Genomic DNA, 21,343 nt, shown 5'->3' with positions numbered 1-21,343 from the left:
ACTCACTCTAGACAAAAGTGTGACATTTCTCCAGTTTCTGATCCTGTTCAGAAACCGGTAATTTGGCTTGAAATGTTTAATTAGCGATTACAGTTGAACAATATTCCGGCATCACCTTTTTTTTCTTTGGTTTTGATTTAGCAACTTTCGTCGGTGGAGGTACAGGTATCTGTTTAGGCGCCCAACTCGCTAACTCATAACCACAACCATCACCTTTCGGTGGAGCTATTTGCTCGACACAGCTAGTCGCGTCTTGCGGACAATGTAGACGAACATGAAAATGAGAATGGTGGCCCCACCAGGGCCTTATCTTTCCAAGCCAATTGCGCTCATCATCTTGCGCTGATTCTTGATTGCACAGTGTTTGTTTTATCACAGGATGAACAAATATACGGGCTACATTAGGATCTTTTGCCGCGTATCTAAGTACCTCAAAGTGATTATTTTGCCAGTTTGAGGTGCGTAACTTGTAGTTAGCTAAGTCAACTACACTGACTGGTGTAGGTACCGCGAGTTGATTCAGTGAGAGGTTGTTATCATTCAGTCTTAACCAGATATCGATGTCTAATCCTGTTTGATGGCTTGAGTGTCCTGAAGAGAAGCGGCCACCACGTGGAAGTGAAATATCACCAATCATGAGTACTTGGTTAAGATTATCGTTAACGGTTTTTCCAAGTGCTTCTACAAATCTAATCGCATCTGTATGACCGTAGTATCGCTTTCTTTGAGGACGTATAACCTGATAACCCACACCTTCCAGAGGTAATGCCTGTGCCCCATCCAAACACCCGTTGGCGTAAGAGCCTATTGAGCTGGTTTGATTGCGTGTAGGGCTATCTACACCTTCCCATTGAGTTGGGATCGCTTGTGATGGCATACAGAGTAAGAGTGATAAAAAAACACTCCCCCATTTCATTTGCATTCCTAACTCCTCTCACCACTCTTACTATAAAGTCAGCCCATGATTATGAGCATAGCTGAATATCATAAAAACAAAATCTAACAACAAACTTATACGAGCAAAATTGGGCTCTGAGATCTTTCTTAGTTGATAAGAAGGTAATAGAGGTGGGGTATTCAGTTCGTAATGGTAAGAGCCGATTTAAATCTATAGAGGGAGGGAGAGGTTTAATTGTAACAGCAGGAGCACTTCTATCACTTGGAAGTAACGATATACCCTAGCACCAAAAAGTAAAAAGGCGCTAGTCATTCAGCTAGAGTTTTGAAGATGGCAATAGAATACGAAAAAAGCCTCAGCATTTCTGCTGAGGCTTTCGAAGATGGCAGGGATGGAGAGATTTGACTGGGCTGGCACTCCAGTTCCCACACGCGCTATCTTGAATATAACGAGAATACACTGCTTTGAGTCTCGCGTAACGGTTCAACATTACAAATACGAAAAAGGCTCTAGTCTTTCGACTAGAGCCTTGAAAGTGGCAGGGGTGGAGAGATTCGACTGGGCTGGCACTCCAGCTCCCAACACGCGCTATCTTGAATATAACGGGAATACGCTGCTTTGAGTCTCGCGCAACGGTTCAACAATACAAGTACGAAAAAGGCTCTAGTCTTTCGACTAGAGCCTTGAAAGTGGCAGGGGTGGAGAGATTCGAACTCCCAACACGCGGATTTGGAATCCGCTGCTCTGCCAATTGGAGCTACACCCCTGTAGTTGTTTTAAAGACTTAACTTTGTCTGAATAAGTGGCGGAGTGGACGGGACTCGAACCCGCGACCCCCGGCGTGACAGGCCGGTATTCTAACCAACTGAACTACCACTCCGCAGTGGACTACTTGTCGTCGCTGACAAGTCGTTCATAATTTAAAGCCTGGCGATGTCCTACTCTCACATGGGGAAGCCCCACACTACCATCGGCGCTATTGCGTTTCACTTCTGAGTTCGGCATGGAATCAGGTGGGTCCACAACGCTATGGTCGCCAAGCAAATTCTTAAAATTCGGAAAGCTGTTTCTTGTTCTCTCAAACTCATTCAAGCGTTTGTATCTTATGAGTCCATCAAAACCCCTTGGGTGTTGTATGGTTAAGCCTCACGGGCAATTAGTACAGGTTAGCTCAACGCCTCACAGCGCTTACACACCCTGCCTATCAACGTTCTAGTCTTGAACAACCCTTTAGGACGCTTAAAGCGCCAGGGAAGACTCATCTCAGGGCTCGCTTCCCGCTTAGATGCTTTCAGCGGTTATCGATTCCGAACTTAGCTACCGGGCAATGCCATTGGCATGACAACCCGAACACCAGAGGTTCGTCCACTCCGGTCCTCTCGTACTAGGAGCAGCCCCCTTCAATCTTCCAACGCCCACGGCAGATAGGGACCGAACTGTCTCACGACGTTCTAAACCCAGCTCGCGTACCACTTTAAATGGCGAACAGCCATACCCTTGGGACCGACTTCAGCCCCAGGATGTGATGAGCCGACATCGAGGTGCCAAACACCGCCGTCGATATGAACTCTTGGGCGGTATCAGCCTGTTATCCCCGGAGTACCTTTTATCCGTTGAGCGATGGCCCTTCCATTCAGAACCACCGGATCACTATGACCTGCTTTCGCACCTGCTCGAATTGTCATTCTCGCAGTCAAGCGGGCTTATGCCATTGCACTAACCTCACGATGTCCAACCGTGATTAGCCCACCTTCGTGCTCCTCCGTTACTCTTTGGGAGGAGACCGCCCCAGTCAAACTACCCACCAGGCACTGTCCGTAATCCCGATTCAGGGACCAACGTTAGAACATCAACACTACAAGGGTGGTATTTCAAGGACGACTCCACCACATCTAGCGACGCGGTTTCAAAGTCTCCCACCTATCCTACACATGTAGGGTCAATGTTCAGTGCCAAGCTGTAGTAAAGGTTCACGGGGTCTTTCCGTCTAGCCGCGGGTACACTGCATCTTCACAGCGATTTCAATTTCACTGAGTCTCGGGTGGAGACAGCGTGGCCATCATTACGCCATTCGTGCAGGTCGGAACTTACCCGACAAGGAATTTCGCTACCTTAGGACCGTTATAGTTACGGCCGCCGTTTACCGGGGCTTCGATCAAGAGCTTCGACCGAAGTCTAACCCCATCAATTAACCTTCCGGCACCGGGCAGGCGTCACACCGTATACGTCATCTTACGATTTTGCACAGTGCTGTGTTTTTAATAAACAGTTGCAGCCACCTGGTATCTGCGACTCTCGTCAGCTCCATCCGCGAGGGACTTCACCGATAAGAGCGTACCTTCTCCCGAAGTTACGGTACCATTTTGCCTAGTTCCTTCACCCGAGTTCTCTCAAGCGCCTTGGTATTCTCTACCCGACCACCTGTGTCGGTTTGGGGTACGATTCCTTACAATCTGAAGCTTAGAGGCTTTTCCTGGAAGCATGGCATCAATGACTTCACCACCGTAGTGGCTCGACATCGTATCTCAGCGTTAATGAAGAGCCGGATTTACCTAACTCTTCCGCCTACGTACTTGAACCTGGACAACCGTCGCCAGGCCCACCTAGCCTTCTCCGTCCCCCCATCGCAATTGTAAGAAGTACGGGAATATTAACCCGTTTCCCATCGACTACGCCTTTCGGCCTCGCCTTAGGGGTCGACTTACCCTGCCCCGATTAACGTTGGACAGGAACCCTTGGTCTTCCGGCGAGGGAGTTTTTCACTCCCTTTATCGTTACTCATGTCAGCATTCGCACTTCTGATACCTCCAGCAGCCCTTACAGACCACCTTCAACGGCTTACAGAACGCTCCCCTACCCCGCACACTAAAGTGTGCAGCCGCAGCTTCGGTGTATAGCTTAGCCCCGTTACATCTTCCGCGCAGGCCGACTCGACCAGTGAGCTATTACGCTTTCTTTAAATGATGGCTGCTTCTAAGCCAACATCCTGGCTGTCTGAGCCTTCCCACATCGTTTCCCACTTAGCTATACTTTGGGACCTTAGCTGGCGGTCTGGGTTGTTTCCCTCTCCACGACGGACGTTAGCACCCGCCGTGTGTCTCCCGGATAGTACTTACTGGTATTCGGAGTTTGCAAAGGGTTGGTAAGTCGGGATGACCCCCTAGCCTTAACAGTGCTCTACCCCCAGTAGTATTCGTCCGAGGCGCTACCTAAATAGCTTTCGGGGAGAACCAGCTATCTCCAGGTTTGATTGGCCTTTCACCCCTAGCCACAAGTCATCCGCTAATTTTTCAACATTAGTCGGTTCGGTCCTCCAGTTGATGTTACTCAACCTTCAACCTGCCCATGGCTAGATCACCTGGTTTCGGGTCTATATCCAGAGACTGAACGCCCAGTTAAGACTCGGTTTCCCTACGGCTCCCCTAAACGGTTAACCTTGCCACTGAATATAAGTCGCTGACCCATTATACAAAAGGTACGCAGTCACACCACGAAGGTGCTCCTACTGCTTGTACGTACACGGTTTCAGGTTCTATTTCACTCCCCTCACAGGGGTTCTTTTCGCCTTTCCCTCACGGTACTGGTTCACTATCGGTCAGTCAGTAGTATTTAGCCTTGGAGGATGGTCCCCCCATATTCAGACAGGATATCACGTGTCCCGCCCTACTCGATTTCACTGATTATGATGTGTCGGTTACGGGGCTATCACCCTTTATTGCGAGACTTTCCAGACTCTTCACCTGCATCATTAAAAGCTTAAGGGCTAATCCAATTTCGCTCGCCGCTACTTTCGGAATCTCGGTTGATTTCTCTTCCTCGGGGTACTTAGATGTTTCAGTTCCCCCGGTTTGCCTCTTGTTGCTATGTATTCACAACAAGATACTTACTTATGTAAGTGGGTTTCCCCATTCGGAAATCCCAGACTCAAAAGGTTTTTACTACCTAATCTGGGCTTATCGCAAGTTAATACGTCCTTCATCGCCTCTGACTGCCAAGGCATCCACCGTGTACGCTTAGTCACTTAACCATACAACCCGAAGAAGTTTCGAGTTGATGATAAATCACCAAGGTTTTTGGTTGTAATAAGAAGGGTTAGTTCTTATTACGTGTTTGCCGGACTCAATGGTGATTCAAATTAGATTTGAATCGAATACAAGACACTTGAATGTGTTTGTGTTGTGTTTATCCAAAAGATAAACATTGAGAACTTTTAATTTGATTTAAATAACTTGTTATTTAAATCAGTCAGCTTTCCAAATTGTTAAAGAGCTAATCACTTCTTAATGAAGTAACCATTTTTAAAGATTCTTAAGGAAGAACACTTAAAGATGGTGGAGCTAATCGGGATCGAACCGATGACCTCTTCGCTGCCAGCGAAGCGCTCTCCCAGCTGAGCTATAGCCCCATCTGGAAAAGTATTTCCTTACTCTAACTTTCTAAACCGTATCAATCTGTGTGGACACTTATCGTGAACATCTTCGTATAAGGAGGTGATCCAGCCCCAGGTTCCCCTAGGGCTACCTTGTTACGACTTCACCCCAGTCATGAACCACAAAGTGGTGAGCGTCCTCCCCGAAAGGTTAAACTACCCACTTCTTTTGCAGCCCACTCCCATGGTGTGACGGGCGGTGTGTACAAGGCCCGGGAACGTATTCACCGTAGCATTCTGATCTACGATTACTAGCGATTCCGACTTCATGGAGTCGAGTTGCAGACTCCAATCCGGACTACGACGCACTTTTTGGGATTCGCTCACTCTCGCGAGTTGGCCGCCCTCTGTATGCGCCATTGTAGCACGTGTGTAGCCCTACTCGTAAGGGCCATGATGACTTGACGTCGTCCCCACCTTCCTCCGGTTTATCACCGGCAGTCTCCCTGGAGTTCCCGACATTACTCGCTGGCAAACAAGGATAAGGGTTGCGCTCGTTGCGGGACTTAACCCAACATTTCACAACACGAGCTGACGACAGCCATGCAGCACCTGTCTCAGAGTTCCCGAAGGCACCAATCCATCTCTGGAAAGTTCTCTGGATGTCAAGAGTAGGTAAGGTTCTTCGCGTTGCATCGAATTAAACCACATGCTCCACCGCTTGTGCGGGCCCCCGTCAATTCATTTGAGTTTTAATCTTGCGACCGTACTCCCCAGGCGGTCTACTTAACGCGTTAGCTCCGAAAGCCACGGCTCAAGGCCACAACCTCCAAGTAGACATCGTTTACGGCGTGGACTACCAGGGTATCTAATCCTGTTTGCTCCCCACGCTTTCGCATCTGAGTGTCAGTATCTGTCCAGGGGCCGCCTTCGCCACTGGTATTCCTTCAGATCTCTACGCATTTCACCGCTACACCTGAAATTCTACCCCTCTACAGTACTCTAGTTTGCCAGTTTCAAATGCAGTTCCGAGGTTGAGCCCCGGGCTTTCACATCTGACTTAACAAACCACCTGCATGCGCTTTACGCCCAGTAATTCCGATTAACGCTCGCACCCTCCGTATTACCGCGGCTGCTGGCACGGAGTTAGCCGGTGCTTCTTCTGCAGCTAACGTCAAGAGATGCCGCTATTAACGACACCCCTTCCTCACTGCTGAAAGTACTTTACAACCCGAAGGCCTTCTTCATACACGCGGCATGGCTGCATCAGGCTTGCGCCCATTGTGCAATATTCCCCACTGCTGCCTCCCGTAGGAGTCTGGACCGTGTCTCAGTTCCAGTGTGGCTGATCATCCTCTCAGACCAGCTAGGGATCGTCGCCTTGGTGAGCCATTACCTCACCAACTAGCTAATCCCACCTAGGCATATCTTGACGCGAGAGGCCCGAAGGTCCCCCTCTTTGGCCCGTAGGCATTATGCGGTATTAGCCATCGTTTCCAATGGTTATCCCCCACATCAAGGCAATTTCCTAGGCATTACTCACCCGTCCGCCGCTCGACGCCGTTATCGTTCCCCGAAGGTTCAGATAACTCGTTTCCGCTCGACTTGCATGTGTTAGGCCTGCCGCCAGCGTTCAATCTGAGCCATGATCAAACTCTTCAATTTAAGATTTTGTGACTCAATGAATACTGATTACATTCCCCATTCGTTTTAACAAAAAGCTTACGAATAGTGACTGTGAATTGACTGTGCTCTAAATTAGCTTTCACTTTAAAAAGTGAAATCAAACAGCTCAAGGCTGTACCAATTCGAATTGGTCACTCAGTTCATTGAAATCAATTGATTCCGAAGAATCTGTTTGCCTTTGCTTTTAAAAGCGAAAACAAACTTAGTGATATTCATCAACGAGTGCCCACACAGATTGATAGGTTTAAATTGTTAAAGAGCTTACTTCTAAAGTTCCGCTTGGAGCCTCTCGAAGTGGACGGCCATTCTAGCGAATTAGCTTTCAGTGTCAAACACTTTTTATCGCTAATTTTTCAAAGCATCTTAAATGCTTAATACCGTCTTAATTGCTTCGTTCAAACCGCTTGGTTATCCCTGACAACGGAGGCGCATTATAGAGACAAATCCGTTCTGCACAAGAGTAAATTCGAAATAAAATCGCTTTTACGAACCGTTCGAACACAAAGCAGACAAAACGTGCAAAATAAAAGCGAACTAAGCCATTTTGCTCAGTTCGCTCTTGTAATCGACCTAGTTTTTATTGATGAGCAACGATTCGATCGTTATGGACTAACAGCTGAACTTTTTTGTCCGGATTAACCTTGCCTGCCAATATCGCTTTCGCTAGCGGGTTCTCAACACTCTGTTGAATCGCTCGTTTTAATGGTCTTGCACCATACACTGGATCAAAGCCAACTTGAGCAATCAGGTCAAGGGCCTTCTCGGACACTTCCAACTCATAGCCATTATCTTCCATTCGCTTGCTTAAATGTTTTAGCTGTATAGAAGCAATCGACTTAATGTGTTCTTGTCCCAATGGATGGAACACAACGCTTTCATCAACACGGTTCAAGAATTCCGGCCTGAAGTGCTTACTCACCACTTCCATTACTTCATTCTTGATTCCTTGGTAATCCAAAGCCGAGAAGTTTTCTTGAATTCGCGAGGAGCCAAGGTTCGACGTCATAATGACAACTGTATTTCTAAAATCGACAGTTCGACCTTGTCCATCAGTCAGGCGACCGTCATCAAGCACTTGAAGTAGAATATTGAAAACATCAGGGTGTGCCTTTTCCACTTCATCTAATAGGATCACCGAATAAGGCTTACGTCTTACCGCTTCAGTTAAATAGCCACCTTCTTCATAACCAACATAACCAGGAGGAGCACCAACTAAACGAGCAACAGAGTGTTTCTCCATGAACTCCGACATATCAATCCGAACCATGGCGTCATCACTGTCGAACATAAAGTTCGCTAGGGTTTTACATAGCTCTGTTTTACCAACACCTGTCGGACCTAGAAATAGGAATGAACCAATTGGTTTGTTTGGATCAGACAGGCCTGCCCTGCTTCGGCGAATTGCATTGGCAACTACTTCTACTGCTTCAGCCTGACCTATAACGCGCTTATGAAGTACCGACTCCATTTGCAACAACTTCTCTTTTTCAGCCTCAAGCATCTTAGAAACGGGAATACCGGTTTGCTTTGACAACACTTCGGCAATTTCAGTATCCGTAACCTTGTTTCTAAGAAGTGTCATCTCTTGCATTTCTGCTTGCGTAGCTAGGTCTAACTGTTTTTCCAATTCAGGAATACGCCCGTACTGAAGTTCAGACATACGGTTTAGATCACCCGCACGACGGGCAAAGTCCATATCCATACGAGCCTGTTCTAGCTCTGACTTAATATGTTGGGTGCCAGATAGTGCCGCTTTTTCTGCATTCCACACTTCTTCTAACTCAGCAAATTCACGCTCTTTCTCAAGCAGCTCGTTTTCTAAAGTTTTAAGACGCTTTTCACTGGCATCATCATTCTCATTGGTCAGCGCTTGCTGCTCAATTTTAAGTTGAATGATTTTACGCTCGAGCTTATCCAAAGATTCCGGCTTGGAATCGATCTGCATACGGATACTTGATGCTGCTTCATCAATGAGGTCGATGGCTTTATCTGGTAGTTGACGATCTGAGACGTAACGATGCGAAAGACTCGCCGCCGCAACAATCGCAGGGTCAGTAATCTCAACATGATGGTGCAGTTCGTAACGCTCTTTTAGACCACGCAGGATTGCCACGGTGTCTTCAACCGTTGGTTCATCCACCAGCACTTTTTGGAAGCGACGCTCTAATGCCGGGTCTTTCTCTATATATTGGCGGTATTCATCCAACGTAGTAGCACCAACACAGTGAAGTTCGCCTCGAGCCAAAGCCGGTTTCAGCATGTTGCCCGCATCCATAGAGCCTTCACCTTTACCGGCACCAACCATGGTATGAATCTCATCTATAAAGAGGATGACGTTACCCTCTTCTTTCGATAGTTCATTGAGAACTGCTTTCAAGCGCTCTTCAAACTCACCACGATACTTAGCGCCAGCGACCAATGAGCCCATATCAAGTGACAACACTCGACGACCACGCAGACCTTCTGGTACTTCATTATTAATGATGCGCTGAGCGAGCCCTTCCACAATGGCCGTTTTACCTACGCCAGGCTCACCGATAATCACAGGGTTGTTTTTGGTGCGGCGTTGCAATACTTGAATGGTGCGACGGATTTCGTCATCACGGCCAATTACAGGATCGAGCTTGCCTTGCTCTGCACGCTCGGTAAGGTCTACCGTAAACTTCTCCAAAGCTTGGCGTTTGTCTTCGGCGTTTGGATCATCCACTTTCTGACCACCGCGAATCTGCTCTATAGCTTGAGATAGCTTTTGCTCAGTTAAGCCAAGCTCTTTAAGCAAATTACCTAACGGACCACGGTCTTCAATTGCTGCAAGTAGGAAGATTTCTGAAGAGATATAGGTGTCTTGACGCTTTTGAGCCACCTTGTCACACATGTTAAACAAGGTGCCCATCGCACTTGATAACTGTACATCACCACCGATGCCACTCACTTTTGGTACGCGATCAAGGATCTCGCTCAATTTAGAGCGCAGCTGAACAACATCAATATTCAACATTGTCAGCAACGGACGAATCGCACTACCATCTTGATTTAACAGTGACACCATTAGGTGTACAGGTTCGATATATTGGTGATCACGACCTAATGCGAGAGACTGAGCATCAGATATCGCAATTTGAAATTTACTGGTGAATCGATCGAGACGCATTCCAACCTTCCTACTTATAGATATGTTTATCTTATGAATAGAAGATGGATACGGTATCAGTCATTTTCAAGGGGAAGGGAGTGAACTATCACACAGAAAGTTCACTGTTTTTGCGATTAATCTAGCCAGATAAAGGTGGCTTGACGACCTGTTATTCCATCGCGGCGATAAGAGTAAAAATTATCAGGGTCTGCGTAGGTACACAGATTGCAATCATACACTTGGGTCACCCCAATATTAGCAAGACGTTGAGTTGCTAATTGAGACATATTAGCTAGCCACTTCTGAGTATCTGGTTTCACTCGAAATGCCTGTTCGGCCTTTACATCAAAACCAACAAAAGCATCCAAGACATCTTGGCCCACTTCGAAAGCCTCTTGACCAATAGCAGGCCCTAACCAAGCCAATAAAGGATTACTGTCATCAATATTAGAGAACTTGGCCACGGCGTATTCGACAATCCCACCCGCTAAGCCACGCCAACCAGCATGAACCGCGGCAACTTGTGTGCCCTTACTGTCCGTTAATAGCACTGGCAGACAGTCTGCAGTCATCGCAGATAACACAACGCCTTGTTGAGTAGTAAAACTGCCATCTGCATCCAGAATCTTGGAAGTTGGCTCAAACACTGAAACAACATCTGTTGAATGAGTCTGGTTAAGCCAAACAGGTGCACTCGGCATCTGAGATTGTTGCTGTAACCAGTCTCGATTCTTTTGCACCAGATTAATGTCATCCCCAACGTGACTACCCAAATTCAGACCTTGATACTGAGCCTGCGAAAAACCATCGACTCGAGTTGAAGCAAAGGCTTTTACATTACTTGGAGCGTTCCAGTTCGGGATAATCATCGTCATGGTTAGATGTCGTCTTCTTTATTGTCTCGTGCGTCAACGCGCAACGCTTCTGCCATCACAATCATATCTTGTGGAACAGGAGCGTGGAATTCCATCTCTTCACCAGAGATTGGGTGTTCAAAACGAAGCATTACCGCGTGAAGCGCCTGACGATCAAATGAACGGATCATTTGCGTTAGTTCCTCAGAAGCACCTTTAGGAATTCGCGCACGACCACCGTATGCCAAGTCACCTAAAAGCGGATGCTGTAGGTAAGACATGTGTACACGGATTTGGTGAGTACGACCCGTTTCAAGGCGAAGACGAATACGCGTATGCTCACGGAAGTGTTCAGCAACACGGTAGTGAGTAATCGCTGGTTTACCCAACTCATTCACTGCCATTAGCGTACGTTTTGTAGAGTGGCGACCAATCGGTTTTTCAACCATGCCACCCGCTGTCATTTTACCAATCGCAATCGCTTCATATTCACGAGTAATACGGCGTTTTGATAGCGCTCGAACTAAACGCGTTTGTGTTGGTACTGTTTTCGCAACCACCATTAGGCCAGTGGTGTCTTTATCAAGACGGTGAACAATACCTGCACGCGGTACTTCTGCGATTTGTGGGTAGTGGTGTAGGAGCGCGTTTAGCACGGTTCCATCCGGCGTACCTGCACCTGGGTGTACAACAAAATCGCGAGGTTTGTTGATCACCAATAAATCGTCATCTTCGTAAACGATATCCAAAGGAATATCTTGTGCTTCCCAGCGCTCTTCATCTTCAAGTTCAGCTTGTAAGATGATCTCTTCACCGCCCATAACCTTGATACGAGGTTTAGTAACAACTTCGCCATCCACTTGGATTTTGCCGTCAAGAAGCCACTCTTTAATGCGAGAGCGAGAGAAATCGGTAAAGAGTTCAGCAACAGCTTGGTCTAAACGTTGACCTAACTGGCTGCTTTTTACTGTGTCTGTTAATGTGATCTGCTGAGCCATATCGAACTTTTTTAAAAACCGTGAGACTAATACCCATTAGTATGGATAAAATAGATTAATTGCATCATTGTATCTGTTACTGGTTAGAAAGTAACGGAAGCGAACAAAATATTTAAATTCAAGGAATCGACGCCTGACATGAAACACCTCACTTTATCGGGTCTATTAGCTGTATCACTGTTAGTTGGTTGTAGTAGCAGTGAAGAGATCGTCCCAGATGTACCGCCATCGGTTCTATATTCTGATGCACAAGAATCTCTACAAAGTGGTAGCTGGTTATCTGCGATTGAAAAATTAGAAGCGCTAGACTCTCGTTACCCATTCGGTGCGTACTCAGAACAAGTACAGCTAGACCTTATCTACGCTTACTACAAGAACGATGACCTAGCGCTGGGATTGGCGACTATTTCACGATTCTTACGTTTAAACCCAACGCACGAAAAACAAGACTGGGTTCTATACATGCGCGGCTTAACGCACATGGCGCAAGACCGTAACTTCATGCACGACCTGTTCAACATCGATCGTAGTGACCGTGATCCAGAGCCTGTGAAACTTGCTTTTGCGGACTTTAAGAAGCTACTGGAACGTTTCCCTGCAAGCCCTTACGCGGAAGATGCACAAAAACGTATGTTCGCGCTGAAAAACCGTTTAGCTGAATATGACTTAGCAACGGCTGATTTCTATCTTCGTCGTGAGGCGTGGATTGCTGCAATCAACCGCACACAAGAGCTGCAGAAAACTTATCCAGATACCATAGCTGCACGAAAATCTCTAGCGATCCAGTTAGAGGCTTACAAGCAACTAGGCCTTGAAGATGCTGTAGCAAGAACAGAACAGTTGATTGAGCTAAACCCTCTTCCGTAACCAACGTTCTATATCTAATTGATAGAAAAGCACACCTCACATGGTGTGCTTTTTTTTGGACTGCGTGTGGTAAATATTGATGAATTAACAATCAAAAGGTATCTTTAATGAGTAACCATTAACAAAACATCAACATGGAGCGTGGATGTGAGCAGGTTGTTATTACTGATCTTGATGGTGGTTTATGTCCCCATCTCAAATGCCTTAGAGCTATCCCCCTTGAGTAATGAGCCATATAAAGGCGACCTTAATACACTCAGTAAGAAAGGGATGGTTCGAGTGCTGGTTTCCGCCGATTTAGGTTTCTACTTCATAGAAGATGGTAAGCCAAAGGGCATCATCGCAGAGATGCTTTATCACTTTGAGAAGAGCCTGAGAAAGAAGCACCCGTATATCAATGTGCAGATCATTCCTGTACAGCGTGATGATCTCCTTCCCTCACTGCAATCTGGTCACGGTGATGTTGCGGTCGCTAACCTCACTATCACTGAAAAACGACTTCAGGTAGTCGACTTCTCTGCGCCAATGATCAAAGACGCTAAAGAGCTAATCATTACCGGTAAAGACGAAGCACCTCTCGAAGATCTATCTCAATTAAGTGGTAAAGAAGTGTGGATAAGGGCTAGTTCAAGTTACTTTGAAAGCGTTCAACGTGTGAATAAAGAGTTGGACGAGATGAACCTCCCACCTCTATATGTCCACTTCATTGAAGAGACACTGCAAGACTACGAGCTTATCGAACTGGTCAATCAAGGCTACATTCAAGCAACGATACTCGATAGCCACAAAGCCAAGTTATGGACCAACGTGATGGACAATATACAAGTTCACCATGAACTGCCGTTGCGTGAAAACAGCCAGATAGCTTGGGCACTGCGCAAGGAAAGCCCTCAACTTAAACAAGAGCTCAACAAATACGTTCGCCAAGCTCGCAGTGGAACTTTGCTGGGGAACGTCATTTATCAAAAGTACATCGATGATACACGTTGGCTGAGCCGAGCACTTAACCCAAACAAGGTTGACCGTGTTGCTAAGCTCTCTGGCGTCTTTGAAAAATACTCGACTCGTTATGAATTCGACCCATTGATGATGTCTGCACAAGGGTTTCAAGAATCAGGGCTGGATCAAAGTCGTGTTTCTCACAAGGGCGCTATTGGAGTCATGCAGGTACTACCAAGTACTGCGAAAGACAAAAACGTCAACATTAGGAATATTCATAAGGTCGACAACAATATCCATGCTGGCGTGAAATACATGCGCTTTATCAAGGACCGCTACTTCAGTGATCCAGAAATATCACCAGATAATCAGCTCTATTTTACTCTCGCTGCCTATAACGCTGGCCCCGCTAAAATTCGTAAAATGCGCTACCTTGCAAAAAAGCATGGCTACGACCCTAATGTCTGGTTTAAGAATGTTGAGATTATGACGAGAAAATACGTGAGTCGCGAACCAGTAACCTATGTCACCAACATCAATCGTTACTTTGTAATCTACAAACAGCTAGAGGCAATTGGCGCAATACGTGGTATTGGCCCTACCGCCGCCAATAAACCTAAGTAGACAATGGCGATGTTAGTAAAACTGAGGACAAGTTCACGGCTCCATTAATTTGTCCATAAATACCAAAAAGCCGCTTGAGATAGTACTCAAGCGGCTTTTTAAATTTGACAGGTTTTCGGGGAACATCTTGGCGTGATATAAGTCACAAAACAACACTGTTCAATTATTCACCGCACACCTTTTAAAGGCTGTACGATTTCCCTAAAAACTGCAGTAATTTTTAGCGAACCCTTGGTTTCAATTTATCCTTTTTATTATTGATAACAAGCATTTTTCTCGAAAAGCGTGACAATTTTTGCGTGAGATCACATTTGATTTCAATCCTAAAAAACCACCACCAAAACAAGATCTAGATCACATTCTTTCCCATCCAAAAACGTAATCTGGAGTTAACCCATGAGGGATACAACAGAGGAAAACTTCTATGAAAATGAACATCACTGGTAAGAATATCGACATCACCTCTGCAATCCGTGAGCACATAGAAAGTAAATTTAAGAAGCTAGAAAAATGGCAAGTAGACATCATCGGCTGCCAAGCAAGCTTTAGTGAAGAGCCTAACAAGAAGAAGAAATTTGAAGCGGTAATTACCGTACCAAAAGGCAAGCTTGTTGCTTCATCAATCCACGATGACCTATACGTTGCCGTTAATGAGGTTGAACAAAAGTTAGAACGACAACTGAATAAGCTAAGACACAAACCTGAAGCTCGCCGCGCTGAAAAGCCTCAAATTGAAGAGCTAGAAGCTGAAGTAGAATAATAGAAATAAAAGGATTCGAAGATAGCGCCAATACGGCGCTATTTTTTTGCTTGACGCTTGTAGCTCGCTTGCTTATTGTGTTTAAACATTCAAAAAACAAACCATTTTTATGCACACTCAAACTCTGTTTATTTTTGACTTCTTTTTCCTTCCGTAAATCGGAGGCTAAGTCGTTTTAGAAAAACAAGTCAAAAACGAACAGAAAGCCTCCCACTCAAGGGAGGCTTTTTTATAAGGACCCATTTATGACTGACCAACCCATTTCGCTTGATGAAATTCGCCTTCGCTTAAATGATCTTGATGATCAACTTCTAAGCTTACTCTCTGAACGCCGCAAACTCAGTATTGAGGTAGCTAAAAGCAAAGTAGAAACATCAAAGCCAGTTCGAGATGCCGTTCGTGAACAACAGCTACTAGTGAAGCTGATCGGTAATGGAAAAGAGAAGTACGACCTTGATGCTCAGTACATCACTAAACTGTTTCACACCATCATTGAAGATTCCGTACTTCTTCAACAGTCTTACTTGCAGAATCTTGCTAACCCACAAAGTCGTAAGCCTTTAGCTCGTGTCGCATTTCTGGGTTCAAAAGGGTCATACTCACACCTTGCAAGCCGTGAATACTTCAGTCGCCGCAACACCGAGCTAATCGAGCTAAACTGCAATCACTTCAAAGAAGTCACATCCACGGTCGAGTCTGGTCATGCTGACTACGGTGTGCTTCCGATTGAGAACACCAGTTCAGGTTCAATCAATGAGGTATACGACCTACTTCAACACACAACGCTTTACATTGTGGGTGAACTATCACAACCGATTGAGCACTGCTTAGTTGCGAAAAAAGATATTCGCCTAGAAGACATTACGACCCTCTACTCTCACCCACAGCCACACCAACAGTGCAGTGAGTTCTTGAGTCGTTTAAAAGGAGTAACTCTAGAGTCTTGTGCGAGCACCGCTGACGCAATGAAGAAGGTCAAAGACCTTGATGACGACACTGTTGCTGCGATCGGTAACTCTTCAAGCGGTAAGCTGTACGGCCTTCAGCCAATTCAAGGCAACATTGCCAACCAAACCGAAAACCACACTCGCTTTATCGTAGTTGCGCGTAAGCCCGTTGAAGTATCAACCCAAATCCCAGCGAAAACGACTTTAATCATGTCAACTTCGCAAGAAGCGGGCTCTCTAGTGGAAACACTACTGATTCTTCAACGCTACGGTATCAACATGACTAAGCTAGAATCGCGTCCAATTATGGGTAATCCTTGGGAAGAGATGTTCTATGTTGACCTAGAAGCGCACCTAGATTCTGACAACATGCAGCAAGCAATTACCGAACTAACGACAATTACACGTCATCTGAAAGTCTTAGGCTGCTACCCAAGCGAGAACATTAAAGCGACACAAGTTAAGCTTCCATAGCTTGTGAACTAAAGCTTTCTGACAGAAACTTGTTAACAAAATGCTCACTTAGTTAAAAAATAGAATAAGTAACTGCTGACTTATTAGTATAGAAACCGTACAATCACCCTGTTAAGAGGTGATGTATGCGTTTTTTATATTCATTCGTGAGTGGCTTACTTATTCTGTCTATGCCATATCTTGCACAGGCAAAGAACGACCCGATCCTCACAATCTTCAACTGGCAACACTACCTTTCTGATCACGTCATCGCTCTATGGCAAAAAGAGACGGGCGTTACCATCAAACAGGTGTACTTCGATAGTGACACCAAGCGCGACAATACCATTAATCAATTAACCCGCAATGATATTGATATCGCGATTCTCGATGAGGTTTCGGCTCGCAACTTCTCTCGTCAAAACAGGCTCAATAAGCTCAGTGATAGCCCGCTGATTACTAATCAGTCCCATATTCCTGAACTTTGGCGTAACCAATGTGGTGCTCATGCTGTTCCTTATTTTTGGGGCACTATCGGTCTTATCTACCGTAAGGATATCTTCCCTACACCGCCCACTAGCTGGAACGATATCCTCACACCAAAGCCCGAGCATCAAGGGCATTTAGTGATGCAGAGCGATTACAGTGATTTGCTACTTCCCTCCCTGTTCGTGCGTGGCGTATCGGCTCACACCACCAACAAAGAGGTGTTGAAAGAGGTATATCAAGAGCTCGTGGCGCAGATCCCGTATGTAAAAACCTATGAATACTTGTTGACCTATGTAGAACAAGAACCATCACGAGCGAAAGACATCCATCTTGCGATGGGCTACAGCGGGGATGAAACAACGTTACAGACTTTTACGCCAGACTATGAATGGGGCTTTCATATCCCTGACGAAGGTACTATCTTGTGGGTTGACTGCCTTGCAATATTAAAAAGTGCACCTAACCCAGATTTGGCCGCGCGCTTCTTGAACTTTCTCCATCGCCCAGATATCGCAGCACTCAATGCTCTCGATTTGGCGATGACCACGACTAATAGTCAAGCGCATCAACACGTACCCCCCTACGAGAAACAGAATTTAGCCCTCTACCCAGACCAAAACTTGCTCGATAAGGCGCAGTTCTACTCTACGTTGATCAACACATCGATGACCCTTCGAACCAGAATTAGCCATGCTGTTATTCTTCAACATCGACAACTCAACGATGATGATTAGGTCGTTTCCCCAAACTGTTTTCGTTTTGGTTTCTGTTTGTGCATTGGCATTATTTCTAGGGCTCTATATCCAAGACAACACACTGTTCACTTCACAGTAAACTATTAACAAAATTGCAATTGATAGAAGACTCACCATTAATAACATAAACTTTAGAACTAAAATCATTAATAATGTTGTGAAAAGTCATGAAGCTAAGCACTAAAATATTACTTCTCATAGCTCCCGTGATTCTTTGTAGCGCTGCCGCTTCTAGTTACATCATCTACACAACTCAGAAAAGCAGCTTTATCAAACGCGAAGACAACGCCCTCCAGCTGAGTATGGAAAAGCTGGCCGGGCACTTTCGTCAATCTCGCTCGTTTCTCAACAGTTATTCTTATACCCTCACTAAAAGCGACATCGTTAAACGCTATTTCTTAGGTGGTGACAATCCTTATAGAGAATTAGAACTCATCGATAACTTGCAGCAAACCATTCAACTGCTTCAAGATGGCAACGAGAGTTTTACTGGCCTGGCATTGTTGGACGGCAATCGAAACCTGAGTTATTACGCAGAGAACAGCAGCGATCCATTTGCGGAAATGGATCCAAAGATTCTTAAATACATCAATGACAAGTACTTAGAGACGTCAGCTACCTCAGACATCAGCTACACGCAAAACTCACAAGGGGAAGGTATCTTAGTTCGCTATGAGCTTCTCGATAAACGTACCATCTCGACACCACTGAGTTATCAACTGGACGACGTTTTCTTCGTGGTGGTTTCTGTTTCTCTCGATAGATTCAACGCTCTGCGCAAACAGATAGAGTTTGAATACCAAACTAGCCTGTTTTTCTCTTCGGCTCCCGTGGCACCAGAAACTGAATTAACACAATCAGTGAAATTAGCGCCGAGTCTCTACGTCACGGTGGATCCAGCCAAATTCTTACTCGACAACAAACTACGCTCAATCTGGAATGAGATTAGCTTCTCTTTCGGGCTATCCGCATTGGTAACGGTTATTTTGTTGTTGATGCTACTTTCTCGCAGCGTGATTAACCCAATTGCAAGGTTAGATCGCCAACTTAGACAAGTGGAAAAACGCCAAAGAGCAAACATTGAGCGTCAGAGTAGCAACGATGAAATCGGTCGTCTTTCTGAACGATTTTACGATATGTATCAAGAGCTTGATGATACATACCAGCAAACTAAGATATTGGCAGAGAACGATCCTCTGACCAAGATTGCCAATCGTCACCAATTTCAATCGTTCGTCCAACGAGCTTTACCAGAGAGTAATCCCACCAGCAATACTTGGATCCTCTACTTGGATCTCGACAACTTTAAGTTCGTTAATGATAAGTATGGACACCAAGTCGGTGACTCTATCCTGATCGCATTTTCAGAGCGAATCACGGCATTATGTAGCGAGTATCAAACTAATCACTTTGCTCACTGTATGCCTGCTCGTCTGTCCGGCGATGAGTTTGTGGTTTTCATCAACGCGCCTGCGGTATCAGGTGACATTGATCGCGCCTTCTCAGAGCAACTACTGGAACCACTGCAACAGGGCTTTGTAACTCGTGCTGGCAATTTTCCTATCACGGTTAGCATTGGCGTTGCGACTTACCCAGATGATGGCGTCGAAATTGAGAAGCTACTGTCGAGTGCCGATACCGCGATGTATCAGGCAAAGCGTGCAGGAAAAAACCAGTCAGCCTACTATTCACGTGACTTAGACAAAGTCATTCAGCGTCAAGCTAACATCGAGCGAGCACTGCGCGATCAAAACTATGATGAAGAATTCAGTCTCGTGTACATGCCCTATATGAACGCGCATGGGGACACTGTTGTCGGTTTCGAAGTACTGCTTCGTTGGCACTCAAAACAGTTGGGATTTGTCGCTCCCGACGAGTTTATCCCGATTGCTGAGCAAACTGGGCTATTCGAACAAGTCGACAAATGGGTAATTGAGCACGCCTTTAGCGATTTCGACCAACTACAATCTCAGTTTGAGCGCCCCGTTCAGCTATCAATTAACCTCTCTTCTGCCGGTATTGAATCAACTCACTTAGCCGAGTTTATTGACCACCACGCAGATGCGAACAATATCCCTCCGTACTTAATTGATTTTGAAATCACTGAGACGTTTGAATCAGGCTCGCAAGGCTTCCCGTTGCTTAATGAACTGTCTCGAATGGGCTACATGTTAGCGATCGATGATTTTGGCTCTGGTTTCACGTCTATAACGCAACTGGTTCAGTACCCAACTCAAAAAATAAAACTGGACAAAGGTTTCCTAGAGACCTTGATTGCAACAGACAACCAGAACATAGTAAAACCCGTCATTGAGCTATGCCACGCACAAGGCAAACAAGTAACGGCCGAGGGTATTGAGACACAAGCCATGCACCAGTGGTTAGTTGAAGCAGAATGCGACCTTTTACAAGGCTACTATTTTGGCAAACCAATGCCACTAGAAGAGCTCGGTGTGTGGTATAAAAGCCATAAAACCCGATGGGGTGAATCAACGGCAACAGCGCTAACAAAATAACGATAAGAAAGAGAATCATGAAAACAGTCATTATCGCGTCACTCAACCCGGCTAAAATCAATGCAGTGAAAAGTGCTTTTGAAGCGGCTTTCCCTCAGCAAGAATTTGACTTCAAAGGCGTCAGCGTTGCGAGTGGTGTTGCAGATCAGCCGATGAGCAACGAAGAGACCTACCAAGGTGCCGTCAACCGTGTTTGCAATGCAACTCAAGCTATCGCAGAGGGCGATTTTTACGTCGGCTTAGAAGCAGGGATTGAAGGCAATGTAACCTTTGCTTGGATGGTGATTGAATCTAACGGTCAACGTGGCGAATCTCGTTCTGCTAGCCTGATGCTACCGCCGCAAGTTATTGAGAAACTTGCACACGCTAACGAGCTTGGTGATGTTATGGACGAGGTGTTTGGTACCGACAATATCAAACAGAAGGGAGGCGCGATTGGATTGCTTACCCATAACCAACTCACACGAAGTTCGGTTTACCATCAAGCGCTGATCTTGGCTCTGATCCCATTTGTAAACCCGGAACACTTCCCAAGCCATTAACCTGTAATAAAGCGAAACTGGCGACACTGATAACTATATGATAGAAAGCAAAAACGCTAGCCGAAGCTAGCGTTTTTTTAGATTGTACTGGCAAGTAGACGCACTTACTTTAGCAATAGCTGGGCAATCTCTTGCTTTTCTTGTTCCGATTTGGCTTTTAGCTCATTCGAACCGCGAGTTATGGTTGCAACACCAACTCCCAGCATTTGACTGATTTGTCGCTGAGACAGATCGCCCTTCATCAGTTCACACAGAATATTTACGCGAGCGACTAAAGCTTCACGCTCATCAGGGGTCATCATCATGGTCAGTAGTAGCTCATGCTGATCATTTTCAGCGGCACTCTTTACTAAATCCATCAACTCTTGCCAATTACTGTACTCTGGTTGTGATGCCATATCCTTACACTTATCTCTTGTTGTCATTCTATTAAACAAAGGCAGACGCGCTGCGACTGCCTTTTAATGTATACCGAAACCCTATAGTGAATCCAATTTAAAAAAGAATTCCATC

At 45.6% G+C, this 21,343-nt stretch carries 11 protein-coding genes, 3 tRNA genes, 3 rRNA genes, 1 pseudogene and 1 other annotated feature; of the genes and pseudogenes, 7 read left to right on the top strand and 11 right to left on the bottom strand.

The annotated features are described in order from the left end of the window. Window positions 1–76: 76 nt before the first annotated feature. The 10 genes from mepA to rluD all read right to left on the bottom strand — a co-directional run bounded on the left by mepA (window position 77) and on the right by rluD (window position 11,938). Entirely contained in the window at window positions 77–877 is an 801-nt protein-coding gene (gene mepA / locus FIV04_RS02695; protein WP_253895394.1) for a penicillin-insensitive murein endopeptidase, read from the bottom strand. A gap of 711 nt (window positions 878–1,588) precedes the next feature. Beyond that, a tRNA-Trp gene (locus FIV04_RS02690) sits at window positions 1,589–1,665 on the bottom strand. A 36-nt stretch (window positions 1,666–1,701) separates the two neighbouring features. Further along, a tRNA-Asp gene (locus tag FIV04_RS02685) sits at window positions 1,702–1,778 on the bottom strand. A gap of 45 nt (window positions 1,779–1,823) precedes the next feature. Continuing rightward, window positions 1,824–1,939 (bottom strand): 5S ribosomal RNA (rrf, locus tag FIV04_RS02680). Between the two features lie 94 nt (window positions 1,940–2,033). Continuing rightward, window positions 2,034–4,925 (bottom strand): 23S ribosomal RNA (locus FIV04_RS02675). Between the two features lie 302 nt (window positions 4,926–5,227). Then, a tRNA-Ala gene (locus FIV04_RS02670) sits at window positions 5,228–5,303 on the bottom strand. Window positions 5,304–5,381: 78 nt separating this feature from the next. Next, window positions 5,382–6,932, bottom strand: a 16S ribosomal RNA gene (locus FIV04_RS02665). Together the 16S, 23S and 5S rRNA genes with 3 tRNA genes alongside form the textbook arrangement of a ribosomal RNA operon. A 598-nt stretch (window positions 6,933–7,530) precedes the next feature. Further along, entirely contained in the window at window positions 7,531–10,104 is a 2,574-nt protein-coding gene (clpB, locus tag FIV04_RS02655; RefSeq protein ID WP_032553208.1) for an ATP-dependent chaperone ClpB, read from the bottom strand. A gap of 116 nt (window positions 10,105–10,220) precedes the next feature. Continuing rightward, window positions 10,221–10,961, bottom strand: a complete 741-nt coding sequence (pgeF, locus tag FIV04_RS02650; protein ID WP_172974218.1) for a peptidoglycan editing factor PgeF — start codon at window positions 10,959–10,961, stop codon at window positions 10,221–10,223. Window positions 10,962–10,963: 2 nt separating this feature from the next. Next, window positions 10,964–11,938 carry a 23S rRNA pseudouridine(1911/1915/1917) synthase RluD gene (rluD, locus tag FIV04_RS02645; RefSeq protein WP_152468186.1) on the bottom strand — a complete coding sequence of 325 codons (975 nt, stop codon included), beginning with the start codon at window positions 11,936–11,938 and terminating at the stop codon, window positions 10,964–10,966. Window positions 11,939–12,076: 138 nt separating this feature from the next. On the opposite strand from rluD, the gene FIV04_RS02640 reads away from it, so the two are divergent. The 7 genes and pseudogenes from FIV04_RS02640 (at window position 12,077) to yjjX (ending at window position 20,830) form a co-directional block, all read left to right on the top strand. Then, window positions 12,077–12,805, top strand: a complete 729-nt coding sequence (locus FIV04_RS02640; protein WP_032553203.1) for an outer membrane protein assembly factor BamD — start codon at window positions 12,077–12,079, stop codon at window positions 12,803–12,805. 141 nt (window positions 12,806–12,946) lie between these two features. Beyond that, the gene (locus tag FIV04_RS02635; protein ID WP_253895366.1) at window positions 12,947–14,368 is read left to right on the top strand and encodes a lytic transglycosylase F; all 1,422 of its coding nucleotides are present in this window, start codon (window positions 12,947–12,949) and stop codon (window positions 14,366–14,368) included. Window positions 14,369–14,792: 424 nt separating this feature from the next. Further along, a complete protein-coding gene (gene raiA, locus FIV04_RS02630) occupies window positions 14,793–15,128 on the top strand; it encodes a ribosome-associated translation inhibitor RaiA (RefSeq protein WP_032553202.1) in 336 nt (111 codons plus the stop codon). A 111-nt stretch (window positions 15,129–15,239) separates the two neighbouring features. Further along, window positions 15,240–15,361, top strand: a sequence feature (Phe leader region). 12 nt (window positions 15,362–15,373) lie between these two features. Continuing rightward, complete coding sequence (gene pheA / locus FIV04_RS02625) at window positions 15,374–16,549, top strand: prephenate dehydratase (protein ID WP_032553201.1); 1,176 nt, start codon at window positions 15,374–15,376, stop codon at window positions 16,547–16,549. 125 nt (window positions 16,550–16,674) lie between these two features. Continuing rightward, a complete protein-coding gene (locus tag FIV04_RS02620; RefSeq protein WP_152468185.1) occupies window positions 16,675–17,751 on the top strand; it encodes a PotD/PotF family extracellular solute-binding protein in 1,077 nt (358 codons plus the stop codon). A 188-nt stretch (window positions 17,752–17,939) separates the two neighbouring features. Continuing rightward, a pseudogene (locus FIV04_RS02615) lies at window positions 17,940–20,343 on the top strand (EAL domain-containing protein). Then, a complete protein-coding gene (yjjX, locus tag FIV04_RS02610) occupies window positions 20,306–20,830 on the top strand; it encodes an inosine/xanthosine triphosphatase (protein ID WP_152468183.1) in 525 nt (174 codons plus the stop codon). The pseudogene FIV04_RS02615 and the gene yjjX overlap by 38 nt, the downstream one beginning before the upstream one ends. Window positions 20,831–20,934: 104 nt before the next feature. Here yjjX and trpR read toward each other — a convergent pair whose 3' ends face one another. After that, window positions 20,935–21,228 carry a trp operon repressor gene (gene trpR, locus FIV04_RS02605; RefSeq protein WP_216651666.1) on the bottom strand — a complete coding sequence of 98 codons (294 nt, stop codon included), beginning with the start codon at window positions 21,226–21,228 and terminating at the stop codon, window positions 20,935–20,937. Between the last annotated feature and the right edge of the window lie 115 nt (window positions 21,229–21,343).

Origin of the sequence: Vibrio sp. THAF190c (assembly GCF_009363355.1) — a bacterium.
GTDB lineage: Bacteria > Pseudomonadota > Gammaproteobacteria > Enterobacterales > Vibrionaceae > Vibrio > Vibrio fortis_A.
This window is presented reverse-complemented; position numbering and strand designations above follow the sequence as displayed.